The sequence below is a fragment of the Candidatus Latescibacter sp. IFSED24 genome, assembly GCF_058273205.1.
The window spans coordinates 4,534,913-4,557,270 of record NZ_CM177850.1; the positions used below are offsets into that span (position 1 = coordinate 4,534,913).

The 22,358-nt window shown below is 69.2% G+C and carries 21 protein-coding genes; 11 read left to right on the forward strand and 10 right to left on the reverse strand.

Going from position 1 to position 22,358, the window contains the following annotated elements:
* Window positions 1-297: 297 nt before the first annotated feature.
* The gene (locus IFSED24_RS18105) at window positions 298-3,195 is read right to left on the reverse strand and encodes a M16 family metallopeptidase (protein WP_491332890.1); all 2,898 of its coding nucleotides are present in this window, start codon (window positions 3,193-3,195) and stop codon (window positions 298-300) included.
* 97 nt (window positions 3,196-3,292) lie between these two features.
* On the opposite strand from IFSED24_RS18105, the gene IFSED24_RS18110 reads away from it, so the two are divergent.
* The gene (locus IFSED24_RS18110) at window positions 3,293-4,534 is read left to right on the forward strand and encodes a hypothetical protein (protein ID WP_491332891.1); all 1,242 of its coding nucleotides are present in this window, start codon (window positions 3,293-3,295) and stop codon (window positions 4,532-4,534) included.
* 268 nt (window positions 4,535-4,802) lie between these two features.
* Here IFSED24_RS18110 and IFSED24_RS18115 read toward each other — a convergent pair whose 3' ends face one another.
* Entirely contained in the window at window positions 4,803-6,626 is a 1,824-nt protein-coding gene (locus IFSED24_RS18115) for an SLC13 family permease (RefSeq protein ID WP_491332892.1), read from the reverse strand.
* 158 nt (window positions 6,627-6,784) lie between these two features.
* Here IFSED24_RS18115 and IFSED24_RS18120 point away from each other — a divergent pair, with 158 nt between their 5' ends.
* From IFSED24_RS18120 to IFSED24_RS18130, 3 genes are all read left to right on the forward strand, one after another.
* Entirely contained in the window at window positions 6,785-7,177 is a 393-nt protein-coding gene (locus IFSED24_RS18120; RefSeq protein WP_491332893.1) for a DUF2237 family protein, read from the forward strand.
* Window positions 7,178-7,279: 102 nt separating this feature from the next.
* The gene (locus tag IFSED24_RS18125) at window positions 7,280-8,896 is read left to right on the forward strand and encodes a hypothetical protein (protein ID WP_491332894.1); all 1,617 of its coding nucleotides are present in this window, start codon (window positions 7,280-7,282) and stop codon (window positions 8,894-8,896) included.
* Window positions 8,897-9,007: 111 nt separating this feature from the next.
* Window positions 9,008-9,463: a YbjN domain-containing protein gene (locus IFSED24_RS18130; protein WP_491332895.1), complete on the forward strand. Its 456-nt coding sequence runs from the start codon at window positions 9,008-9,010 to the stop codon at window positions 9,461-9,463.
* A gap of 81 nt (window positions 9,464-9,544) precedes the next feature.
* On the opposite strand, the gene IFSED24_RS18135 is transcribed toward IFSED24_RS18130, so the two are convergent.
* The 3 genes from IFSED24_RS18135 to trpB form a co-directional block, all read right to left on the reverse strand.
* Window positions 9,545-9,724: a hypothetical protein gene (locus IFSED24_RS18135; RefSeq protein ID WP_491332896.1), complete on the reverse strand. Its 180-nt coding sequence runs from the start codon at window positions 9,722-9,724 to the stop codon at window positions 9,545-9,547.
* Window positions 9,725-9,937: 213 nt separating this feature from the next.
* Window positions 9,938-10,552 (reverse strand): trimeric intracellular cation channel family protein, encoded by a 615-nt coding sequence (locus IFSED24_RS18140; protein ID WP_491332897.1) that lies wholly within the window; start codon window positions 10,550-10,552, stop codon window positions 9,938-9,940.
* Window positions 10,553-10,663: 111 nt separating this feature from the next.
* Window positions 10,664-11,866: a tryptophan synthase subunit beta gene (gene trpB, locus IFSED24_RS18145; protein ID WP_491332898.1), complete on the reverse strand. Its 1,203-nt coding sequence runs from the start codon at window positions 11,864-11,866 to the stop codon at window positions 10,664-10,666.
* A 660-nt stretch (window positions 11,867-12,526) separates the two neighbouring features.
* Here trpB and IFSED24_RS18150 point away from each other — a divergent pair.
* From IFSED24_RS18150 to IFSED24_RS18165, 4 genes are all read left to right on the forward strand, one after another.
* Window positions 12,527-13,069: an HD domain-containing protein gene (locus IFSED24_RS18150; protein WP_491332899.1), complete on the forward strand. Its 543-nt coding sequence runs from the start codon at window positions 12,527-12,529 to the stop codon at window positions 13,067-13,069.
* A complete protein-coding gene (locus tag IFSED24_RS18155) occupies window positions 13,059-13,691 on the forward strand; it encodes a LysE family translocator (RefSeq protein WP_491332900.1) in 633 nt (210 codons plus the stop codon). The genes IFSED24_RS18150 and IFSED24_RS18155 overlap by 11 nt, the downstream gene beginning before the upstream one ends.
* Window positions 13,692-13,708: 17 nt before the next feature.
* Window positions 13,709-14,008, forward strand: a complete 300-nt coding sequence (locus IFSED24_RS18160; protein ID WP_491332901.1) for a hypothetical protein — start codon at window positions 13,709-13,711, stop codon at window positions 14,006-14,008.
* A gap of 90 nt (window positions 14,009-14,098) precedes the next feature.
* Window positions 14,099-14,899 (forward strand): M48 family metallopeptidase, encoded by an 801-nt coding sequence (locus IFSED24_RS18165; RefSeq protein ID WP_491332902.1) that lies wholly within the window; start codon window positions 14,099-14,101, stop codon window positions 14,897-14,899.
* A 15-nt stretch (window positions 14,900-14,914) separates the two neighbouring features.
* Here the strand turns inward: IFSED24_RS18165 and IFSED24_RS18170 are convergent, their stop codons facing one another.
* Window positions 14,915-15,706, reverse strand: a complete 792-nt coding sequence (locus IFSED24_RS18170; RefSeq protein ID WP_491332903.1) for a HEAT repeat domain-containing protein — start codon at window positions 15,704-15,706, stop codon at window positions 14,915-14,917.
* A 159-nt stretch (window positions 15,707-15,865) separates the two neighbouring features.
* Here IFSED24_RS18170 and IFSED24_RS18175 point away from each other — a divergent pair, with 159 nt between their 5' ends.
* The gene (locus IFSED24_RS18175; RefSeq protein ID WP_491332904.1) at window positions 15,866-16,363 is read left to right on the forward strand and encodes a bacterioferritin; all 498 of its coding nucleotides are present in this window, start codon (window positions 15,866-15,868) and stop codon (window positions 16,361-16,363) included.
* Window positions 16,364-16,441: 78 nt separating this feature from the next.
* Here the strand turns inward: IFSED24_RS18175 and IFSED24_RS18180 are convergent, their stop codons facing one another.
* Window positions 16,442-17,764 (reverse strand): S41 family peptidase, encoded by a 1,323-nt coding sequence (locus IFSED24_RS18180; protein ID WP_491332905.1) that lies wholly within the window; start codon window positions 17,762-17,764, stop codon window positions 16,442-16,444.
* A 14-nt stretch (window positions 17,765-17,778) separates the two neighbouring features.
* On the reverse strand, window positions 17,779-18,738 hold the full coding sequence (locus tag IFSED24_RS18185) for a bifunctional helix-turn-helix transcriptional regulator/GNAT family N-acetyltransferase (protein ID WP_491332906.1): 960 nt from the start codon (window positions 18,736-18,738) through the stop codon (window positions 17,779-17,781).
* A 120-nt stretch (window positions 18,739-18,858) separates the two neighbouring features.
* On the opposite strand from IFSED24_RS18185, the gene IFSED24_RS18190 reads away from it, so the two are divergent.
* Window positions 18,859-19,899, forward strand: a complete 1,041-nt coding sequence (locus IFSED24_RS18190; protein ID WP_491332907.1) for an NAD(P)-binding domain-containing protein — start codon at window positions 18,859-18,861, stop codon at window positions 19,897-19,899.
* Here the strand turns inward: IFSED24_RS18190 and IFSED24_RS18195 are convergent.
* Together IFSED24_RS18195 and IFSED24_RS18200 are read right to left on the reverse strand one after the other, a co-directional pair.
* Entirely contained in the window at window positions 19,896-20,738 is an 843-nt protein-coding gene (locus IFSED24_RS18195) for a class I SAM-dependent methyltransferase (protein ID WP_491332908.1), read from the reverse strand. The two genes, IFSED24_RS18190 and IFSED24_RS18195, sit on opposite strands and share 4 nt — an antisense overlap.
* 93 nt (window positions 20,739-20,831) lie before the next feature.
* On the reverse strand, window positions 20,832-21,443 hold the full coding sequence (locus IFSED24_RS18200) for a class I SAM-dependent methyltransferase (RefSeq protein WP_491332909.1): 612 nt from the start codon (window positions 21,441-21,443) through the stop codon (window positions 20,832-20,834).
* Between the two features lie 152 nt (window positions 21,444-21,595).
* Between IFSED24_RS18200 and IFSED24_RS18205 the strand changes: the two genes are divergently transcribed.
* Entirely contained in the window at window positions 21,596-22,291 is a 696-nt protein-coding gene (locus tag IFSED24_RS18205) for a TetR/AcrR family transcriptional regulator (RefSeq protein ID WP_491332910.1), read from the forward strand.
* Window positions 22,292-22,358 lie beyond the last annotated feature (67 nt).

A 22,358-nucleotide genomic window follows, 5' to 3' on the forward strand; every position in this document is an offset into this window, starting at 1 on the left:
GTCTGGTTCCATTGGCGGTTCCCTCCGGCGCGGGGACATGCAAGGGGGACGCCTGGGGTTTACAGGCTTGATCCGGGTGTAAATGGCGAGAATTCGTGAGGAGAGCTGGCAGACGTGGGGATGCCACGTGCCATCACGCGGGTGGTTGAGGGTGGTGGTCAGTCTCGGTTCAGGGGAGCGGCATCCGGTACTTTGCCAGCCGGATCGACTAAGGGTGTGCTTTATTGCAACCCCGGCATGGAAAGCGCGGGGCCGCCACCTCCACGAGGAAGCTGACGGCCCCGCTCGATGCTCGGATCAGTCCTGCCACCCCTCGGGATACAGCACGACCTTGACCACGTTGTCGGGGTCCAGGTAGCGCCGGGCGGCCTCGTGCACCATGGCGGCGTCGAGGCGACGGACCTGATCCGACCGGGTCAGGATGCCCCGCGGGTCGGTGCCGTGACGGTGGTGCTCCGCGAGCTGGCCGAGCCAGAAACGGTTCTCCAGCAGGTCGGTCTGGTCCTCGCGAAGCTGGGTCTGGCGGACCTTGTCCAGGGTCTCCGGGTCGGGCCCGTCCCGCCGGAATTCCTCGATCACCGACCACACCGCCGCGGTGAGCTCGCCGGTCCGCTCGGGGTCGCAGCCCCAGCCCAGGCTCAGGGTGTAGCCCGGACGCGGGACATCGCCGAGCCGACCGCGGAGCCGCACCCCGTAGGTGCCGCTCTTCTCCTCGCGCACCACCTGGCGGAGCCGGATACGGAGCGCTGCCACCAGCGACTCGAGGGCGTAGGCCTGCTCCTCGAACCAGGGGGCCTCGCCCACGAATTCCATCTGGACGTAGCCCTTGGGGTCGAGGCCCTTGACCACCGTGGCCTCGATGACGCCGCGCGGCGGCTCTGGATACCGGTCGACCCAGCGGTCCTGGCGGCCGTTGGCCGGCAGATTGCCGAGCCAGGTCCGGGCCAGGGGCTCGAAACTCGCGGGGTCGACGTTGCCCACGAAGAAGAAGGTGAAGTCGCCGCAGCCGGCGAAGCGCTCGCGGTAGAAGGCCAGGCTGGCGTCGAGGTCGGCGGCGGCGAGGTCGACCATGGAGAGGGGGGCGAGCCGCGGGTCGCCGCCGCTGATCCGCACCTGGACCGTGTCCCGCAGCGCGTTCATGGGGTCGGTGTCGCGGTTGGCGAGCCAGGTCTCCAGGCGCTGCCGCCAGGCGGAGAAGGCGTCCTCGTCGTGACGCGGCGCCGTGGCGTAGAGGTAAGTGAGCTGACAGAGGGACTCCAGATCCTGCGGCGAGGCCTGGCCGCGGAAACCCTCGAAGTGCGTTTCGATCAACGGGGTGCACGAGACGATCTTGCCCGCGAGCGCCTTCTCCAGCGCGATCCGGTCGAAGGCGCCCACGCCGCCGGCGCTCACCACCCGGTCCGCCCAGCGCTGGCGACGGTAATCGTCGAGGTCGGCGATGACCGAGGTGCCGCCCCAGCCGTAGGCGGACATGAGGACCTCGTCGTTCTTGAAGTCCGTGGGCTTGAGGACCACGGTCACGCCGTTGGCCAGGGTCCAGGTGGTGGTGCCGAGTTCGGCGTCCTCGGTTCGGGTGACGATGGCCCCGGGCGCCGGCACGTCCTGGACCAGTGGTCGCTCCACCACGTCGTCCACGTAGGGCGCGATGTCGGCTGCGGCGACTTCGGCCAGGATCGCGGCCAGCGCGGCCTCGTCGGGCCACGCGAGGCCGTCCTTCTCGGGGCCCGAGATCAGGACGACCCGGTTCGTGTCGGTCATCAGGTCGACCACCGCCCGGGTGACCTCGTCCACGGTCAGACCCGGCGCGAGCTGCCGGGCCAGTTGCAGCATGTTGTCGGGGCCGGGGATCGGCTGCCCGTAGAGGAAGTGCTGGACGTACTGGAACGACCAGCGTCGCGACGGCGTCTTGTCGACCTCCTCGGCGCGGCTCTCCAGCCGCCGCAGGTAGCTGGCACGCGCGCGCTCCAGCTCACCCTGGGTGAAGCCGTATCGGCGCAGGCGCTCGGCCTCGATGGCCAGCGCCTCCAGGGCGCGCACCGCGTGATCTTCCGGCGCCTGGGCGAAGAAGCTGAACCCGCTCATGGTGCGAACCTGGCGCCGGTAGCCGGCGAAGGCCATGGCGAACGGCGGGTCGGCCTGCTGGCTCAGCTCGTCGAAGCGGTCGCGTAGCATCTGGGTGCCCAGGTCCAGGGCGAGCCGCCGGCGCCAGTCCATGATGGTCCGGACCGGCTGCGGATCGTGCTTCCAGAGCACCCGGATCGCGGTGCGCTGGGCCTCGGGGTCGGTGACCACCGAGTAGAGCGTCTGCTCGTGCCCGGGCACCGGGGGCAGGGCACGCGGCCGAGCGTCGGCAGGCTCGGCGATGGCGCCGAAGAGCTCCGCGATGCGCGCGATCATGGCCTCGTTCGCGAAGTCGCCCACCGCGATCACGGCCTGCAGGTCGGGGCGGTACCAGTCGCGGTAGTAGCGGCGGATCACGTCGTGCTCGTGGTGCTGGATCACGTCCATGTCGCCGATGGTCCGGCGCTCGGCGTACTTCGAATCGTGGAACAGGATGGGCATCTGGGCGTCGAAGATGCGGTCGCGAGCACCGAGGCCGCTGCGCCATTCCTCCACGATCACTCCGCGTTCCTTGTCGATCTCCTCGTCCTCGAAGGCGACGCGATGCGCCCAGTCGTCGAGGATGCGCAGGCCCGTGTCCAGCAACTCCGGGTCGTCGGTGGGCACCTGCAGCATGTAGACCGTCTGGTCGAGGCTCGTGAAGGCGTTGACCTCGGGGCCGAAGGCCATGCCCACCGATTCGAGGTAGTCCACGAGTTCCTGGCGGGGGAAGTGTTCGGTCCCGTTGAACGCCATGTGCTCGACCATGTGGGCCAGTCCCTTCTGGTCGTCGTCCTCGTCCACCGAGCCGGCTCCCACCACCAGGAAGAGCGAGGCGCGTCCCTCGGGCTTGTGGTTCTCGCGGACGTACCAGGTCAGTCCGTTGGCGAGCTGGCCGGTCTGCACCGCCGGGTCGGAGGGGATCGGCGCGGTCGGGTCGATCTGCCCCGGCAGGACGGGGGCGGCGGCCGTCGTGCCAACCGGGGCCGGACCGGCGGGAGCCGCCGGGGCCGGTGGCGTGTCGGTGCGAGTGGAGCCGCAGGCAGCCAGGCCGAGCAGCGCGGCCAGGCAGAGGAGACGTTGCGCTCTGGACATGGAGTTCCCCCTTCAGGGCGGTCGCGAGGTGGTTCTGGCGATCCTATCGCGTGATCCCGACGGTGACAACTGTCGACGACCCGGCTACCATGCCGGCATGACTAGCAGAGCCATGATGCGGATCGTCATCGTCGTTTGCGGACTGGGTCTGGCCGGTTGCGGCGGTCGGGCCGTGGCCCCGCCGATCCCGGTGGACGGCGCACCGCCACCGGATCAGGTCGAACGCTGTCTGGACCGGGCCATCACCATGGCCTCGGTGCTCCATCGCTATCCCTGGGCGGCGCGCCAGTGGTCGGCCAACCTCGACCTGCTGGAGGATCTCCAGCCGTCGCTCGTGGGCCGCGCCGCGCTGGTCTGGGGCTGGGAGCACCTCATGCTGCGCAGCCTCTCGGGCCTGAACTCCCGCGTGGATCGCATCCATGACCGGGTCCCCGGGGCCGTGGTCCAGGGATGCATCTTCGAGTTCGTCAGCGCCGATATCCAGCGGGTCCCGGTGCCCGCCCACGTGCTGGCCGCCTTCGGCCTCCCCCCGACAGAGCGGACCTACGACTTCGCGTCCATGCTACCGCGCGAAGCCGAGCCCGATTACTGGCCCGGCTGGGACGAACAGGCCGCGGTGCCCGACCTCACCCGTCTCGAGACCCAGCTCTGGTTCTACCACCTGGCCACGCTCTACATCGACGCCGGTCTCGAGGCCATTCATCTCGGCGCCCTCGAACGCATGACGGTCCACGACCAGGATCTCGCGGCCACCGACCAGCTGCTGCGGCGGATCCGCGATTATGCCGTGCTCCACGCCCGTCGTGGCTGGGTCCTGCTCGACGCCCACACCCACGGCCTGGTCCGGCAGGGCCGCCTGCTCCTCGATTTCCACTCCTGGCCCTTGCGCCCACGCGAGATCGGCGATCCGGAGTTCGAGGACGTGGTGCTGGAACTGGGCTTCCAGGACAGCATCTACGGCCGCAGCCGGGGTGGCGTGACCCCCGGCGGCCAGGTGGTGGCGCACCAGCGCTTCCTGGTCGAGCTGGACAACGGATATGCGGGGCCCACCTCCGGCGGGTGCGAGCTGCCCGAGTGCGTCTGGGGCAGCGACGAGATCACCTGGTTCGCCCGCCAGCCGAGTCTGCGTCGCGACGAATTGCTGCACCGCTTCTGGGTCCGCGTGCCCCAGCTCGACCCCGTGGGCCGATTCCAGGTGCCGGGAGTCCGACCGCTGCAATCGCTGCTCGGCACCGCCTGCGAGCACTACCTGGTCCACGCCGCGGGGTCGGTCGCGTGCGCTGCCGGCCAGCAGGCTGCCGTGCGGGAGCTATGGGGGCCGGTCGATCACGGCCATTGAAGCCGTCGTCCAGGTCGCATACAACAGGTCGGGAGAGAACCGGCCGCCGATACCGAATTGCCACCCTTGGAAAGGAACGCCTGCATGAGCGCGCGCCGCGTCGCCCCTTGTCTTGCCCTCCTGCCCAGCCTCTCGTCGCTGGTGGCCGCTGCCGGGCCGAGGCCGCTCTCGTCGACTCGCTGATCGCCGACTACCGCCGGCACCAGGAGAAGATACAGTGGTGGTTAGGCGGCTTGATGCTCCAAGGACGTCATGAGCCGGATCCGACTCAGAGCGGAAAGACCAGCGGGACCAGCAGCAGGGCGACCACCATGGTGATCAGGAAGAGCGGGGCCCCGGCGCGCAGGAAATCACGGAATCCGTACCCGCCCGGTCCCATCACCAGCGTGTTGACCGGCGAGGCCACCGGGGTCAGGAAGGCGGCCGACGCAGCCAGCGCCACCACCATCAGGAAGGGGCGCGGCGAGACGCCGAGCTGCTCGGCGGCCAGCGCGGCCATGGGGGCCACCAGCACCGAGGTGGCGGTGTTGGAGATGAACTGGCTGAAGAACGCCGTCAGCAGGAACAGCCCCGCCATCATGGCCACCGGACCGACTCCGCCCAGCAAGTCGACCAGACCGTCGACCACCAGGGACAAGGCCCCCGAACGCTCCAGTGCCGTGGCCATGGGCAGCATGCCGGCGATGAGGACCAGGCTCGGCCAGTTGATGCTGCCATAGACGCGGTTGGCCGGCACGCAACGCAGCGCGACCATGGCCAGGGCCGCCAGCAGTACCGCGGTCACCCCGGGCAGGACCTTGAAGGTCATGACCAGCAGCATGGCCAGGACGATCCCCAGGGCCTGGGGGGCTTGCAGCCGGGTGGGTGCGAAATCCTCGAGTTCGCGAGGGATCGTCAGGGCGAGCAGCTCACGCGACGGGCGAGGCAATTCGCGGATCTCCCGCCAGCCGGCCAGCACCAGGACCGTGTCCCCGGCAGCGAACACGATCTCGCCAGGATCCCCATCCAGGGACTCGCCGCGCCGGGCCACGGCGAGCACGGTCAGACCCCGGCGGCTGCGCAGCTGGACATCCCTGGCACAGGCGCCGATCAGGGTCGAGCCGGGCGGGATAAGCACCTCGGCCAGGCCGATTTCGCGGAGCATCGCGGCCTGATGATGGCGGAATCGGCCCACCGGGCGCAGCTGATGGGTCGAGGCGAAGGCGTCGGCGGCCTCGTCGGTGCCGAGGACGTGCAGCGTGTCGCCCTCGCGGAGCATCAGATCCGCGCGCGCCACCACCGCCTCCCTTCCCAGGCCATGGCGACGGTCGAGGCCGATCAGCGTCAGGCCGAAGTGTTCACGCAGGCCCAGTTCGGCAAGGCTGCGTCCACGGACCGGTGAGTCGACCGTGACCTGCAGGGCACGGCTCTGGCCGACAATATCGTAGCGTTCCACCAGGTCGCGGAGCGTGGGATCTGGAGCTGCGGACGAGGTCGTACTGGCGTGGCCAAGCTGGTGCCGACCGATGAGGGCGAAGTAGGCGATGCCAAGCAGCAGCACCGTGACTCCGATGGGCAGAAAATCGAAGAAGCCGAAGGCGCTGAGGCCCTGGCGTTCCAGCTCCTCGCTCACCACCAGATTGGGAGGGGTGCCGATCAGGGTCAGCATGCCGCCCAGGAGCGAGGCCGAGGCCACCGGGAGCAGGAGACGGGAGCCGGGAATGCCCGTGCGCCTGGCCAAAGTCAGGGCCACCGGGATGAAGACTGCCACCGCACCGGTGCTGCTCATGAAGGCCGAGAGCACCGCCACCGTGACCATCATGCCGGCGAGGAGTTTCACCTCGCTGGCCCCGGCACGCCGGACGAGCATGCCGCCCAGCGCCTGGGCCACGCCAGTGCTGGCCAGGCCTTCACCCACGATGAAGAGGCCGGCGATCATCAGGACAAGGGGGTCGCCGAAGCCAGCAACGGCTTCTCCCGGCGTGAGCTGGCGAGTCAGCGTGAGGGCGAGGATGAGTCCCAGGGCCACGGCATCGGGCCGGACCCGGTCGCTGGCGAAGAGCCCGACGGTCGCGGTGAGCAGGATCAGCTGGATGAGGATGTCGCCGTTCACGGGTCTCCTTCGCGAGGCAAGTCGTCATTTTACCCGACCAGGGCGTGCTGGCAAGAGTAGGGCGGAACCGCAAATATTGACTATAATGGTCCAGAAACTTGTCCCAGGGCTCGACGAGCCCGTACCATGAACAGATCAGACCAGCGAGGTCCTCAGTCATGAGCCGGCAGAAGAACGTCCTCGGCGGACCGCTCGAGAGCTGCAGTACGGACCCCGTCACCGGTTTCTACCGCACAGGCTGCTGCGATACCGGTCCCGACGACATCGGTGTGCACGCGGTGTGCGTGGTGGTGACCGCGGACTTCCTGAACTACAGCCGCCTGGTGGGCAACGATCTCAGCACACCCAACGAGGCCTGGGGCTTCGCCGGCCTGAAGCCTGGCGACCGCTGGTGCTTGTGCGCCGCGCGCTGGCAGGAGGCGCTCGAAGCCGACATGGCACCGCCGGTGATCCTGGCGGCCACCAACGAGAGCGCCCTGGAGGTGGTGTCGTTCGTGGACCTGCTCGAGCATGCCATCGATCCGGCGGGCCGGGCCGAGGGTCGCGCCTGAGCGCGCGTTGACAGGATCATGACGGGTCGCTTACGGTGAAGCGGTCGCTGCCCGGGGATGGCGGTGGCCGCTTCGTCATGTCCGAAGAGAAAGGACCGCGCCATGATCGCCCGCCGTCTCGTTGCCCTCTCGATCGCCCTCGCGCTGGCGATCCTGCTGTACGGTTGCGCCACCGGTGACAAGCAGGACAATCTGGGCCATCTGCTGCCCGTTGACACCCTCCTCTGGCTCCACCTCGAGGAGCTGCCTGCCCTGGAACCCGCACTCGAGGCCTCGGGGCTGCTCGAACTCGTGGTGACGGAACTCGACAAGGAAGAAACCCGCGATGCCCTGCGCGAGGAGCTGGGCCTGGAGCTGGCGGCCGATCCGCGCGAGGACGTCCATGCGCTGTTGCAGGATCTGAGCCGCGCCGACGTCTCCATCCACCCGCCCCTGCACGAGGGCGCCGAGGACCCCGTCCTGCTGGTCCATCTGCAATGCGCCGACGAGCCCGCGGCTGAACGCGTCCTCGCCATGGTGCAGCGCCAGGGTGGCCAGACCCAGGACATCGCGGGCATCCCGGCCCTGGTCCTGGACACCGCGGACGAGGTGCAGCTCTTCGTGGGTCGCACCGGCGCCCATGTGATGATGGCCAGCGAGGGCGAGCGCTGGGGCGAGGCCATGGCCGCCCTGCTGGACCCGCCCGCCAGCGGCCTCATGGACACGCCCGCCTATGCCCGGGTCAGCGACGGCCGGACCCATCAGGCCACAATCTATATCACGCCCGAATTCCAGTCCGAATTCCGCGGCTTCGGGCCCACGCCTCCGGGCTTCGATCCCGCCAGCATGGGGCCGCTCATGGAGAAGTACGGCTCGCAGTACGGTTACCTGGGCGCCGACTATCTCCTGACCCGGCTCATCTCGCGCCAGGCCCTCACCGAGGGCAGCGCCCTGGCTCCACTCTACGAGAATCCGGTCGGTCCGAGCGAACTGCAGGCCTGGCTTCCCGCCGGCACCTTCCTGTACGAGGGGGCGCTGGTCCACGAGGGTCGGGCCAAGATGGAGCTGATCCAGCAATTCGTGGTGGACATGATGGCGGCGGCCGCCGAGGCCTCGGGCCAGACGCTGGCGCCGATGCAGCGCGATCCATTCGCCGCCGCCGAGGGCCTGCTGGGCTTCTCGCTGCCCGATCTGGCCGCGCTGCTGGACGAGTGGACCGTGGCCGGCGCCGACGGTCTGGGCTACGCGCTGCTCATGCGGGCGCGCGACGAGGCCGGAGCCGTACAGGTCGAGGACATGTTCGCGGCCAGCCCGGCGCTGGCGATGCTTACGGAGGGCGAGCCTCTGACCGCCGGGGACGTGACCCTGCGCAGCTTCCTCTGGCCCATGGATCCCGAGGGCCGCAGCCATGTCCTCGGCCATCGCGGCGATACCGTGATGCTGGTCTTCATGGTGGAGGATCCCGAGGCCTTGCTGGCCTTCGCTGCCGGGACCGGCGGAACCTCCCTGGCGGACGCCGCACCCGAGCACGGACGGCGCCAGCTCACCGCTCGTGGTTGCAGCTGGGGTTATCTCGATGTCGGCGCCATGCTCGCCACCCTGGAGATCGACATCGACGACGAGATGGCCGAGCTGCCGCCGGCGCTGGCGCAGCGGCTGCGATCGCTCCAGGTCGCCGGGCATATGGAGATGCCTGGCGACGGGATCTCCGAGGTCGTGATCGAGACGGGACAGCCCTGAGCGTCAGGCTGGCCCCTTTTTTGCATTAGTCCGTTCAATCGTCCGCGCCCACGCGCCGGCTGCGGCGCCATCATCCCGGCCTGGCCGGAGACCCGAAAAGGGGAAGGTTCCATGTCGAAGTTCCTGGACATCGCCCAAGAGTTCCTCACCGCCGACGACTGGCCGTTCGAACGCGACGACGAGAAGGGGCTCCTGAAGACCGGCATCACCGGCGACGGCGTGAGCTTCCGCGTCTTCATCGACGCCCACGACGATGTCGACCAGCTCCTCGTCTACATCTACAGCCCCACCCAGGTCCCCGAGGAGAAGCGCCTGGCCGCGGCCGAGTTCGTCTGCCGCGCCAACTATGCGCTGAAGATCGGGAACTTCGAGCTCGACATGAGCGATGGCGAGGTGCGCTACAAGACCAGCGTCGACGTGGAAGGCAGCCAGCTCAGCCCGATCATGGTCAAGAATCTGGTGGGCGTGGGCGTGGGCATGATGCACCGCTACTACCCCGGCCTCATGAAGCTGATCTACGGCGACCAGAGCGCCGCGGCGTGCATCCAGGAAATCGAAGCGTCCTGACCCACCGGCGAAGCAGACATCACCGGCCCCGGTCCGCCGACAGTGTCGGACCGGGGCCGTGTCCTGCCGTGGTGGTCCGTCTCAGCGGAAGCGGTCCTTCAGGTCGGTCCAGCTGGTCCCGCTGGCCGGCACCACCAGGTTGCTCGCCACCAGCGGCAGCTGGAGCCAGGCCGCGGGTTGGGACGTGCTCAGGCCGGTGACCGAGTACCGGACAGCATGGACGACCTCTCCCTCCAGGATCTCCTCGCCGGCCACCTCCACGGTGACGGGGACCTCCTCGTCGGGCGTTCATGGGTGGAGCGAGGGACGGGAACGCCTTGGCAAGGAGTGATGGGCCTCCTGGGGGGTGGACGGATGCACCGATGCCCTGGGCAACGATGGTGCGCTGGCGATGTCGGGCTTTAGCAAGCGGTCGGACTGCATCCCTCTTGGTCTGGCGATTCTACCACGGAGGCGCCGGGGCGATCAGGCGGGCTACCGGGATCTGTCCAGCGAGAACACCGGCAGGTGCAGGTGCCGGCGGATCGCCAGCAGCCGGAGCCCCAGCCCGGCCAGCAGTCCCGCGGCGGTGGCCAGCTGTTCGCCGGCGCCGAGGCGCGCCAGCACCACGTAGACCGTGGCCCCGAGCACGGCGCAGGTGGCGTAGAGGTCGCTGCGGAAGATGAGGGGGAACTTGTCGCTGATGGTGTCGCGGATCACGCCGCCGAAGACGCCGGTCAGGACCCCCATGACCACGCAGACCGCGGGGGCCGCGCCCAGGCCGAGGGCCTTCTGGGCGCCGAGGACCGCGAAGAGGGCGAGGCCGAAGGCGTCGAAGTAGATCAGGGGCTTGTCGAGGAGGAACCCCAGCCGGCGCTGCAGGACGACGGTGCCCAGCGCCGTGCCGCCGATCACGCCGAGGTACTCGGGCTGGGCGACCCAGAACACGGGGCGCACCCCGAGCAGCAGGTCGCGGGTGGTGCCGCCGCCCACGGCGGTGACCATGGCGAGCACCAGGACCCCGAAGAGGTCCATGCGCTTGCGGCCGGCGGCCAGGGCGCCGGTCACCGCGAAGACGGCGACGCCGAAGAGGTCGAGCCAGTAGGTCATGGCGTGGAGCGTAGCATGTCAGGTTCCCGTGAGAAGACCAATGTGGGCAGGGCATGGGGTCGGCCGCGGGGCGGAGGCTGGGGGGGATGCAGCCTCCGCCCCGGCGGCGCCTCAAGTGATCCGCCGGAAGTATTCCTCCATGTCCTTGTCGCCGCGGCCCGAGACGTTGACCACCACCATGGTCTCGGGAGCGATCCGACCGCGCAGATGCTCGAGGTACGCCAGCGCGTGGCTGCTCTCGAACGCGGGCACGATGCCCTCGAGCTGGCTCAGCTTGGCGAACGCGGCCAGGACCTCGGCGTCGGTGACGGCCTCGTAGCGGACGCGACCCAGATCCTTGAGGTAGCTGTGCTCGGGCCCGATGCCGGGATAGTCGAGGCCGGCGGCGAGGCAATGGTTGTCGCCGCTGGCCACCTCGCCCTCGGGGACGCAGTAGGTGTTCATGCCGTGGATCACCATGGGGGAGCCGCAGGTCAGGGTGGCGGCATGGCGGTCGGTGTGGACCCCGCTGCCGGCGGCCTCGACGCCCACCATGCAGACCTGGTCGTCCTCGAGCATGGCGTGGAAGAGGCCGATGGCGTTGCTGCCGCCGCCGGCGCAGGCCACCAGCAGGTCGGGCAGACGGCCGTGCTGGTCCAGGCATTGCTGGCGCGTCTCGCGGCCGATCACCGACTGGAACTCGCGGACCATCAGCGGATAGGGGTGCGGTCCGACCGCCGAGCCCAGCAGGTAGAACGCGGTCTCGCTCTCGCCGACCCAGGCGCCGATGGCCTGGTCCACGGCCTCGCTGAGGGTCTTGTCGCCGGCCTCGGCGGGGACCACCCTGGCGCCGAGTAGCTCCATGCGCAGCACGTTGGACCGCTGGCGGCGCATGTCCTCGGCGCCCATGTGGATCTCGCACGCCAGCCCGAGGCGGGCCGCCACCGCGGCCGTGGCGGTGCCGTGCTGACCGGCGCCGGTCTCGGCGATGATCTTGGTCTTGCCCATGCGCCGGGCGAGCAAGGCCTGGCCGAGGCAGTTGTTCAGCTTGTGCGCACCGAGGTGGTTGAGGTCCTCGCGCTTGAGCAGCACGGTGAAGCCCAGGTCCTCGCCGAGGCGGCGGGCCAGGTAAAGCGGCGTGGGGCGGCCCGAGTAGTCGCGCAGTTCGCGCGCCAGCTCGGCCTGGAAGACCTCGTCTTGGCGGACCGCGAGGAAGGCCTCGGTGAGCGCTTGCAGCGGCGCCTCCAGCGGCGGCGGTACGAAGCGTCCGCCATAGGGGCCGAAGAAGCCGTTCTCGTCGGGGATGGTGCTGAGTTTCGGGGCGTTGGCGGCCATGGTCGTTCCTCCGTCGGTTGGTCCTGGATAAAGAAAACCGCCGGCTTCGCTGGGGAAGCCGGCGGTCAGGTCGTTGTCTCTCGCGAGAGGCCCTACATCAGGGCAGACCCATCCGTCCGGCGGTGGGCCACCACCAGAACAGGACGTTACAGGTCTGCATCAGGGTCGTCATCGCTTGAACCTCGTGAAATGATGATACGTCATGCAGGTCGCGGAGGCAACCGTCGGAATCGCGGTTTCTCGTTGTATTTTTAACATGTTATTATTGATATGAATCAATCATGTTTGATATAATACGAGGCCTGTCGTGCCGTTCACGTGATGGCATATGGTGGCCGATGCGGCTTCATGGTGCCACGGCCTGCCTAATCCAGGAGTGTCCATGCACCGCCCGCGGCCCCTCTCCGACCCAGCTCGAACCCCTGGCTCCCTCTCGCCTCGCTGCACCGGGGAACGGACCGTTCCGAGGTCATGCCGGTCTTCGAAGTGTCCGCAGCGTGATCCCTCCCCGAGGCCCTGGTGCAGTTGACCCGCCGCCGGCCGTCCGCTCATGCGCACCGAGCGGCGGTCGGTCGGCGGGTCTCCGCTGATCCCCCGGACGGCCGCGCCGTGGACGTCGACGCGCGATGCGTTTAGAATGCAGCGCGGAAGGAGCCCCTCGTGATCACGGCCGCACTGCTCGACGCCATTGTTTCCGGCTATCTGTTGTCCCTCGAGGGGGTCCACGGCATTGGCCACTGGGCGCGCGTGTTCGAGAACGGACGCCTCCTGGCCGCGCGCACGGGCGCCGATATCAGGGTGGTGGAACTCTTCGCGGTCTTCCACGACGCGCGTCGCCAGAACGAGAGCATCGATCCGGGGCACGGCGACCGGGGCGCCAAACTGGCGCGCGCCCTGCGCGGCGTGGCGTTCGATCTCGATGATGCGGCCTTCGTGCTGTTGCTGGACGCGTGCGAGCGGCACACCGATGGCGCGGTCGACGGCGAGGTCACCGTCCGCACCTGCTGGGATGCGGACCGCCTCGACCTGAGCCGCGTCGCCATCACTCCCGACCCCGACCGTCTGGCCACCGACGCCGCGCGCGATCCCGTCCTGCTGGCCTGGGCCGACTCCCGTGCCCGCGAACGCACCGTCCCCGATCTCGTCCCCGAGGTATGGCTGCCACTGCTCGAGGTGGGCGACGAGGGCCGCCATGGCCGTTGACCCCACGACCCTCGGCCCCTATCTGGCGGCCTGCGTGCTCTTGACCGTGGCGCCCGGTCCGGACAACGTGCTGGTGGTGTCGCTGGGCCTGGCGCGCGGCCGACGCCCCGCGGTCCTTGCCGCCTGGGGCATGGTCTCGGGAGTCCTGGTCCACACCACGGCGGCGGCGCTGGGCATCAGCGCGGTGCTCGCCGCCAGCGAACTGGCGTTCCGGGCGGTCCAGTACGCGGGCGCCGCCTACCTGGCCTACCTCGCCTGGCGGATCGTCCGCGAGCGCGGAGGCGGCCCCCAGGCCACGGCCGACCACGCTCCCGTCGGGGCCTGGGCGCTGTACCGCCGCGGCTTCCTCATGAACGTGCTCAATCCCAAGGTGGCGCTCTTCTTCCTGGCTTTCCTGCCCCAGTTCGTCCGCCGCGACCTCGCCGTGCCGGTCTGGCTGCAGATGATCGTCCTGGGCCTCTTGTTCATGGCCCAGGCCTTCGTGATCTTCACGGCGTTCGGGCTGTTCGCTGGCGTCCTGGGCGAGCTGATCGCACGTCGGCCATGGATCCAGCGGCTCTTCGATTGGCTGACCGCGGGGATCTTCCTGGCGCTGGCGATCGCCCTGGCGGTAGGCTGGTAGCTGTCCGACACGCCCTGATGCATCATCGCGGCTCAAACCCCGGAGGTCCCGACATCACTGCCCGCACCACCCTGGCCTGCCTGGCCGCGGCCATTGTCGCCATCAACCTGCCGTTCGGCTACTGGCGCGCCGGCCTGCGCAAGCTGTCGGGGCGCTGGTTCGTGGCGGTCCATGCGCCGGTGGTCCTGGCCATCGGGCTGAGGCTCTGGCTGGGAGTGGGCCTCTCCTGGCGCACGGTGCCGGTGCTGGCCGGGTCGTTCGCGCTGGGGCAGTGGCTGGGCGGCGCGTACCGCCAGTACCAGCGACCATCGCCTTGAAATCCGGCGGCTGGCCGGAGCCGGCAGCCACCGTTATCGTGCCCGCATGACGACCCGATTCGCCCTCGCTTTTCTGGAGGTTCAACGACCATGACTCGCCGTGTCCCCGTCCTCGCCGCGGTGCTCTTGCTGGCTCTCCTGGCCAGCTGCGCCACCGTGCCCGTCACCGGTCGCAAGCAGCTCAGCCTCGTCTCCGATGCCGAGATGCAGGCCATGAGCTATCAGCAATACGACGAGGTCATCCAGGGCAGCCAGCTCAGCCGCGATTCCGAACAGACCGCCATGGTCCGGCGCGTGGGGCAGCGGATCCAGGCTGCGGTGGAACAGTACCTGGCCGAGCAGGGGCTGAGCAGTCACCTCGACGGCTACCAGTGGGAGTTCAACCTCATCGAGAGCGACCAGGTCAACGCCTGGTGCATGCCAGGCGGCAAGGTGGCGTTCTATACCGGGATCCTGCCCCTCTGTCGGGACGAGACGGGGGTGGCGGTGGTCATGGGCCACGAGATCGCCCACGCCATCGCCGAGCACGGCGGTGAGCGCATGAGCCAGGGCCTGGCGGCCCAGCTGGGCGGCATGGCCCTGGGCGAGGCGGTCAAGACCGAGCCCGAGCAGACGCGCGCGATCTACATGGCGGCCTTCGCGGTGGGCACCCAGTACGGCGCCATGTTGCCGTTCAGCCGTCTCCACGAGAGCGAGGCCGACCACATGGGCCTGATCTTCATGGCCATGGCCGACTACGATCCCCGCGAGGCGCCGGTGTTCTGGCAGCGCATGGCGGCGCTCGGCGGCGAGAAGCCGCCCGAGTTCATGAGCACCCACCCGGCGGACGAGACCCGCGTGCGCCAGTTGAACGAGCACATGCCCGAGGCCCTCCGGTACTATCGACCCTGAGCAGGCGGGGCGGGATCAGAGGTCCAGGAACGCGTTGCCGGTGAGCCGGAAACCATCGGCCAGCATCTGGTCCCGCTGCCGGTAGCACTTGACCAGCTGCGCCATGGTCTGGTCGGTGTGCTTCTCGCGGAGCTTGCGCGCGCTCATGGCGTCCACGCCGATGCCCCGCCGGTCCATGACCCGCAGCAGCTCGTCGTAGGCGCTGGCGGGACTCATGCCGGCCAGGGCGTCGAGGACCTTGAGGTCGAGATCACGGGAAAGGTCCCGGCCGCGGAGGAGATCGCAGAGGATGCGTCCGGCCTCGGGCGTGTCGATGGCTCCCAGCGCCTCGATGGCCTCGGCCTTGGTGTACGAGTCCTCGCGCGAATGGCGGATGATCCGATCCATCAGCTCGGTGCTGCCGGCGTCGCGATGGTAGGCCAGCGTCGCGATGGCGTCGCGGCGCACGAACATGTCCGGGTCGTCGGTGGCCGCCGTGCGCAGGTCCGGCAGTGCGGTCACGTATTCGTCCACGGCGAGGGCGCTGGCGGCGGCCCGCCGGACCACGGTCTCGGGGTCGTGGCGCAGCGTCCGGCGCAGGAGCTGGCAGCTGGCGGGGTCGATCTTGAGGGGATTGCCCAGCTCGCGGCAGCCGCTGGCGCGCGTGCCGGGGTCGGGGGACTGCAGCTGCGTGCGGGCCTGGGCGATGGCGGCCTGCTTGTCGAAGCCTTCCCGCTGGGACGTGGCCTGATCCTGGCTGCCACAGCCGGACGCTGCGAGCAGGGCGATCAGGAGCCCCGCGCTGAAGTGCGGGCGAATCTTGGGCATGGTGCCCTCCTTTCTGGTTCATGTCGGCCATTTTCGCTCCTGCTTGAGGCGAGGCTACTCGCCGGTTGCAGTCGGGAGAGGACATCGGTAGCATGCCGGGGAACGCAGTAGACCTGGCAGACTTAGTCCAGGACCCCTTTCCCACCCGGGAGGATTGCCATGCACGAGAAGAGTATCGTGTTGCTGAACAAGGCTGTCGGCGACGAGCTGAGCGCCGTCCATCAGTACATGTACTGGCACTTCCATTGCGACGATCAGGGCTTCGACCTGCTGGCGCAGCTCTTCAAGCGCACGGCCATCGAGGAGATGCTCCACGTCGAGAAGCTGGCCGAGCGCATCCTCTTCCTCAAGGGCGAGGTGGAGATGGACGTGACCGACCCGGTCAAGAAGGAGACCGACGTCCAGAAGATGCTCGAGACCGCCGCGGCCATGGAGGCGCAGAGCGCCAAGGACTACAACACCTGGGCCAACGAGTGCGCGCAGAACGCCGACGCCATGAGCAAGCAGCTCTTCGAGGAGCTGGTGGCCGACGAGGAACGCCACTTCGACCAGTACGACACCGAGCTCGACAACCTGGCGCGGTTCGGCAAGGACTACCTGGCGCTGCAGAGCATCGAGCGCAGCCGCAGCCGCGGGGCGCAGATGCCGGCCGACTGATCTTCTCGCCGCCGACCGTACACTCGAGGCCGGGCTCCGTCGGGAGCCCGGCCTCGTTCGTGGCTCCGGGACTCCGGATCAGCCGTCGCGCTCGGTGATGTCGGTGCGGCCGTTCCGGTACAGGCCCTTCAACCGGACCACGCGGCCGTCTTCATCGCGCTCGAAGCGGGCGCGGAACCAGTCGATCTCCTCGAAACGGAAGGTGTCGTCGCCCATGGGGATCATGACCATGGGGTCGTTGTCCTGACGCTGATAGAGGAGGGTTCCGTCTTCCAGGCGCACCTGGCGCGGGCCGTAGCTCCCCGCGTACTGGCGCATCTCTTCGGCGGACAGCGACACCGCCGCCAGCTTGGCGGACAGATCCTCGCGGGCCCAGGCGAGGCTGAACCTGCGCTGGGGATCCTCGCACGCTTCCTCGAGGGTCTGCAGCGCCTGGATGTAGGCGGTGTCGAACGCCGCGTCCCGGGCACAGGCCACGTGCGGCTCGATGCCCGTGCCTTCCCAGTTGGTGCCGGTGATGGGGTTGACCGCGCGCCCGAAGGGCAGCGACATGGTGACGTGGTAGTCGCCGAAATCGAAGAAGTGTCCGTTGACCGGGTGGGCGCCGCCGCCGGTGGTCTCGCCGACGATGGTGGCGCGCTCGAGGTTCTTCAGGTTGTAGGTGAACTCCTCGGCTCCGGAGAAGGTGTACCGGCTGGTCAGGACGAAGATCGGGATCTCGAACAGCCGCGGTCCCGGGACCCAGGGCAGGGTCCAGAACTGCTTGGTCGTGTCGGTGGTCCGGATGTAGAAGCTGTTGAGGTGCGTGGGGCCGTCCACCAGGTAGCTGGTCAAGAGCTGGATCATGGTCGGCGAGCCGCCGCCGTTGTCGGTGAGGTCGACGATCAGGGCGTCGCAGTGGCCGAGGAAGTTCATGGCGGCCACCGCGGTGGGGCCAGCCTCCGGGTCGCCGCTGAAGCCGTTGAGCTTGAGGTAGCCCACGTTGCCGTTCAGGCGTTCGACCTTCTCGAACGAGTAGTTGTAGAAGCGGTTCCGCTCCTGCTCGCGCCGGCGGGCCACAGCCGGGTCCTCGGCCTCGCCGGGCGGCGGGGGCGGCGTCACGCCCACGCGCAGGTGCAGGTCGTGGCTGATGGCGCGGAAGTCCTCGGTGAGGCGGTCGGTGAACTCGGGCACTGCGGTGATGTCGTCGTATTCGCCGCGGGCGAGACGGCCGCGGACGTCGTCGACCATCTGGCGCGCCACGTCGGGGAAGACGTAGACCGTGTCCAGCGCCGCGGTGAGGCTGTCGACGATGGCGGCGCGGCGGGCGGCGTCGAGGTCGGGGAAGCTCGGTGGCTGGGGCTGGCCCAGGACCGGGATGGCCGCCGCGAGGATCATAGCGAGGGGGAGTAGACGTTTCATGACGGGATCTCCTGTCAGGGCCCCAGGTCCAGGACCATGGTGAAGGTTTCGCGCGCGTAGTCGTCCGAGGGGAAGGGGTGCCGGCGGGTGCGGCGGAAGCCGAGGCTCCGATAGAGCCGCCCGGCGGCACGCAGGCGGGGACTGGTGCGCAGCCAGAGACGCGAGGCGCCGGCCTGGCGGACGCGGGCGATGGCGGTCTCGCTCAGACGACGGCCCAGTCCGCGGCGGCGATAGGCCGGGTCCACCGCCATCTTGGCCAGCTCCCATTCCCGGCCGTCGTGCCGCAGGAGCGCGCAGGTGCCGGCCACCGTGGAGTCGACCACGGCGAAGAGCACCGCGCCGCCGCGGCGGACGATGTGGCCGTTGGGGTCGTCGAGCAGGCGGCGGTCGCCGGGCTCGATGGCGAAGCCGTCCTCGAGCCAGAGCTCGTTGAGCCGGCGGAAATGCTTCTTGTAGCCGGGGCGGTAGTCCTCGATGCGGACCGGATCGACCTGGGCGAGGTCGAGGCGCCGGCGCACGCGGGCGGCCATGGAATCGGCGCTCAGGGCTGCTTCGAGACGCTGGAGATCGGCCAGCAGGTCGGTCCCCGTCTCGCTCAGCAACTCGCGGTTGGCGGTCTTGATCTCCTGCCAGATCGGCGCCAGCCGACGGCACAGACGACGGCCCGGCGGGGCCAGCACCAGGAGCTTGCGGCGATTGTCGGCGGGGTCGCTCGTCTCGGCCAGGAGACCGCGATCGACTAGGAGCCTGGCGGTCTTGGACACGGCCTGGTGCGTCAACCCCAGCTCGACGGCCAGCTCGGTCACCGACCGTGACCGACCGTCGCGCAGCGCGGCCAGCACCGGAAACCAGCGGGCCTCGAAGTCGAGTCCCAGCTCGGCGTAGATGCGGGTGACGTCTTTCTGCAGGGTGTCGGCCAGGCGGTGCAACCGCGAGGCCAGCGCCAGTTCGCCCAGTTGATCGATCAGATCCACGGATCACCTCCGGTGAGGCGGTATACGAAAAAACGCGCAACTGGTTGCATAAAACTCGAGGATGATGCCCCGGCGACCTGGACCTATATTGCCAGTTCGACCCGAGCCGGGAGTGGACGCTTGACCGAATCGCACCAGGAATACGACGTGATCATCGTGGGCGCCGGCCCCATCGGCCTGGAGTGCGCCGCATGCCTGGGCGCCGCCGGCCTGACGGTGACGGTCCTGGAGAAGGGGGCCGTGGGCCAGACCATCACCTGGTTCCCGCGGCAGATGCACTTCTTCTCGAGCAACGACCGCATCGCCATCGCGGGCGTGCCCATCCAGACCCTCGACCAGCAGAAGGCGACCCGCGAGGAGTACCTGGCATACCTGCGCCAGGTGGTGCGGATCCACGGCATCGCCGTGCGGACCTTCACGCCGGTCACCGGCGTCGTCGCTGCCGGGTCGGGATTCGTCGTCACCGCCGAGCCGGCCGGCGGCCCGCGGCGGTTCCAGGCCCGGCACGTGGTGCTGGCGGTGGGAGACATGGATGCTCCGCGGCGGCTGGGCTTGCCGGGTGAAGACCTGCCCCACGTCTCGCATTACTTCGACGAACCCCATCGCTATTTCGGCCGGCGCTTGCTCGTGGTCGGGGGGAAGAACTCGGCGGTGGAGGCAGCACTGCGTTGCCACCACGCCGGCGCCCGGGTCGCGCTGAGTTACCGGCGGGAGGACTTCAACGCGGCGTCGGTGAAGTACTGGCTCTTGCCCGAGCTGAAGAGCCGGCTGAAGCGCGGCGAGATCGGGGACCACCGGAGCACGGTGCCGGTGGCGATCGGACCCGACACGGTGACCCTGCAGCCGACGGCCGGCGGCGAACCCCGCGTCGTGCCGGCGGACGATGTCCTCCTGCTCACCGGCTACGTGGCGGACACCACCCTGCTGCGCCAGGCGGGGGTGCCGCTCGAGGGACCCGAGGACATTCCGGTCTTCGACCCGGACACCATGCAGACCCCGGTGCCCGGGCTTTACATCGCCGGCACGGCCACCGCGGGGACCCAGAGCAGCTTCATGGTCTTCATCGAGAACTGCCACGTGCACGCCGAGAGGATCGTGGCGCACATCACCGGCCATGCGGCGCCGGCGGGTCCGGTCGGCTTCGATCGTCCGGAGAGCTAGTCCGGCAGCGGCGGCTGCCGCCACACCAGCCAGCCCTGCTTCAGCCAGCGGGGCCGCAACTCCACCGCGAAGCCCTGGCCCGCCAGGTGGGCGGCCGCGGCGGCGAACCACTGGCGCGTGCCCCAGGTGGCCATGGCGCGGGTCTCGTCGGCGGCGCGCTTCAGTCCCGCGAGGAGGTCATGGATCGGTTCGCCGGGGACCATGCGGTGGATGAACGCCTTGGGCAGGCGCGTCTGGAAGACCTCGGGATCGAAGCCGGTGCGCAGGTTGGCCCCGAGGACCAGCGCCTCGAGCCGCCAGGGCTGGGCCGCCTCGGCGGTGCGCCGGACCAGGCAGGCGCTCCAGACGCGGCCGTGCGGGCAGCTGGTGCCCTCGACGAGCAGCCCGCCGGGCAGGAGCTGGGCGGTGAGCCGGGTCCAGGCCGGACCCACGGCCTCCTCGTCGTACTGGCGTAGCACGTTGAAGGCGCGGATCAGACGCACGCGCTCGGTTCCGTGCAGCGGCAGGTCGAAATCACCCAGCCGGAACCGGGTGGCCGCATCGGCGAAGGGCCGCGCGCGCTCCACCCGGTCCGGATCGATCTCCACGCCCAGGACGGGCAGTCCGGGCACGTGGTTGCGCAGCCGCTGGGCCCACTCCAGGGTGGTGAAAGGCTCGGCGCCGTAGCCGAGGTCCACGCAGAAGGCACCGTCCCAGGCACCCTGGGTGCGGGAGAACAGGCCGGGATCGTAGTGCAGGAGGAAGTGGTCGCTGCCGCGCAGCCGGTTGCGTGCGGTCTTGCCGCGGGTGACCATGCCCTCGCAACGAGGGCGGACCGGTGTGGCGTGCCTGGTGACCATGGTGCAGCGTCTCGGGTTGCGGGATCCGGGTCGATGTCGTCGGATCAATATCGATGCTGACGGCCGGGATGCAAGGCCACAGTGGCCGGCGATCTATGCGCCGGCCACGGGCTTCTCCATCACCACGGTCATCTGGCGCACGTGCTTGGGCCACGCCACGGCCTGCAGACCGGCCTCGCGAGCCAGACCGTATTCCCAGAGGAACACGTCGCGGTCGACGTGGCCGCGGGGCTCGCTGAGGAAGAGCCGACCGCCCGGGCGCAGGCTGCGCGCCATCTCGCCGATCATGCGCTCGGGATCGCTGGCCTCGTGGACCACGTTGAAGGCGAGGACCAGGTCGACTTGCTCGCGCAGGTCGCCGACCTGCAGCGACTCCTGACTGCAGCGGCGGGTCTCGATGCGATCGGCGAGCCCCTGGCCGGCGGCGCGCCGATCCAGTTGCTCGAGCATGCGCTCCTGGCAATCCACGCCCAGGACCCGTCCGGTCGGTCCCACCAGGCGGGCCAGGGGCAGGGTGAAGTAGCCCATGCCGGGTCCTACATCGAGGACGGTCTGGCCGGGCGCGACATGAGGGGCGAGCAGGCGGTCGGGGTTCTGGTACCAGCGACGGATCGGCAGCAGCAGGAGATAGCCGACCCACCAGGGGGCGACATGCGGCTGCGGTCGCTGATCCTCGGGCAGGGCGAAGGCTGGGCTGGCAGGCATGATCGTTCTCCTCGGATCGGGATTCAAACTTGAGTGATCGCTCGCGTACAGTTAAGATACGAGTGATCGCTCGGATTGTTGACTCGCTTTGACCGGATGCGAGCAGCTGGACCGCGGCGTCCATAACGTGTTGCGAGAGAACGGAGTGAGATGTGAGCAGTCGTGATTCCAGAGCTGCCGGTACCGACAAGGCTCGGATTCTGGCTGGTCGGCAATCCGCCGAGGACGACCGCCGGCTGCGCCGCCAGCCGCGTCAGGAACGGGCGCGCGCCACGGTGGCCGCCATCACCGAGGCGGCGGCCCAGCTGCTGGTGGCCGTGGGGTACGCCCGGGTCTCCACCAACCTCATCGCCCGGCGGGCCGGGGTCTCGGTGGGTTCGCTCTACCAGTATTTTCCCAACAAGGAGACCATCTACGCCGCGATCCTGGAGGAGCACATCGAGGAGATGCGCAGCCAGGCGCAGCAGGCCATGGTGACCATGGCCGACGAGCGTCACGACTTTCCCACCGGCCTGCGCCGGGTCCTCGACGGCATGGTGCAGGCCCATACTCACGATGACGACCTCATGCGTGCCATGGAGCGCGAGCTGAGTCAGGTCTTTCCCCAGTGGCGGGGCAGCAAGGCGGAGGACGACGAGCTGGTGACCGAGATCGCCGCGATCCTCGCCCGGCGCCGCGATTGCCAGCCGACCGATCCGACCGTGGCGGCCCGCCTCGTGCTGACGCTTTGCCAGGGTGTGACCAAGTGGTTGCTGCACAACGCGCCGGCCGGGGTGGAGGCCGCGACCTATCTGGACGAGACGGTCGCGACCTGCGCCCTGGCCGCGGGCTTTCACGGGGCCGACTGAGCGGCGCGGTCGGCAAGCGTGGGTCATGGCTGGCTCTCCCTCTTCAGGCCCGCAGGAGCAGGCGGAT

What these genes read in the sequence shown, in the direction of transcription:
- IFSED24_RS18180 (WP_491332905.1), bottom strand. Translation starts at nt 17,764, where the DNA reads ATGAAACGTCTACTCCCCCTCGCTATGATCCTCGCGGCGGCCATCCCG.
- IFSED24_RS18140 (WP_491332897.1), bottom strand. Translation starts at nt 10,552, where the DNA reads ATGACCTACTGGCTCGACCTCTTCGGCGTCGCCGTCTTCGCGGTGACC.
- IFSED24_RS18165 (WP_491332902.1), top strand. Translation starts at nt 14,099, where the DNA reads ATGACTCGCCGTGTCCCCGTCCTCGCCGCGGTGCTCTTGCTGGCTCTC.
- IFSED24_RS18105 (WP_491332890.1), bottom strand. Translation starts at nt 3,195, where the DNA reads ATGTCCAGAGCGCAACGTCTCCTCTGCCTGGCCGCGCTGCTCGGCCTG.
- IFSED24_RS18175 (WP_491332904.1), top strand. Translation starts at nt 15,866, where the DNA reads ATGCACGAGAAGAGTATCGTGTTGCTGAACAAGGCTGTCGGCGACGAG.
- IFSED24_RS18130 (WP_491332895.1), top strand. Translation starts at nt 9,008, where the DNA reads ATGTCGAAGTTCCTGGACATCGCCCAAGAGTTCCTCACCGCCGACGAC.
- IFSED24_RS18200 (WP_491332909.1), bottom strand. Translation starts at nt 21,443, where the DNA reads ATGCCTGCCAGCCCAGCCTTCGCCCTGCCCGAGGATCAGCGACCGCAG.
- IFSED24_RS18110 (WP_491332891.1), top strand. Translation starts at nt 3,293, where the DNA reads ATGACTAGCAGAGCCATGATGCGGATCGTCATCGTCGTTTGCGGACTG.
- trpB (WP_491332898.1), bottom strand. Translation starts at nt 11,866, where the DNA reads ATGGCCGCCAACGCCCCGAAACTCAGCACCATCCCCGACGAGAACGGC.
- IFSED24_RS18120 (WP_491332893.1), top strand. Translation starts at nt 6,785, where the DNA reads ATGAGCCGGCAGAAGAACGTCCTCGGCGGACCGCTCGAGAGCTGCAGT.
- IFSED24_RS18125 (WP_491332894.1), top strand. Translation starts at nt 7,280, where the DNA reads ATGATCGCCCGCCGTCTCGTTGCCCTCTCGATCGCCCTCGCGCTGGCG.
- IFSED24_RS18195 (WP_491332908.1), bottom strand. Translation starts at nt 20,738, where the DNA reads ATGGTCACCAGGCACGCCACACCGGTCCGCCCTCGTTGCGAGGGCATG.
- IFSED24_RS18170 (WP_491332903.1), bottom strand. Translation starts at nt 15,706, where the DNA reads ATGCCCAAGATTCGCCCGCACTTCAGCGCGGGGCTCCTGATCGCCCTG.
- IFSED24_RS18155 (WP_491332900.1), top strand. Translation starts at nt 13,059, where the DNA reads ATGGCCGTTGACCCCACGACCCTCGGCCCCTATCTGGCGGCCTGCGTG.
- IFSED24_RS18160 (WP_491332901.1), top strand. Translation starts at nt 13,709, where the DNA reads ATGCATCATCGCGGCTCAAACCCCGGAGGTCCCGACATCACTGCCCGC.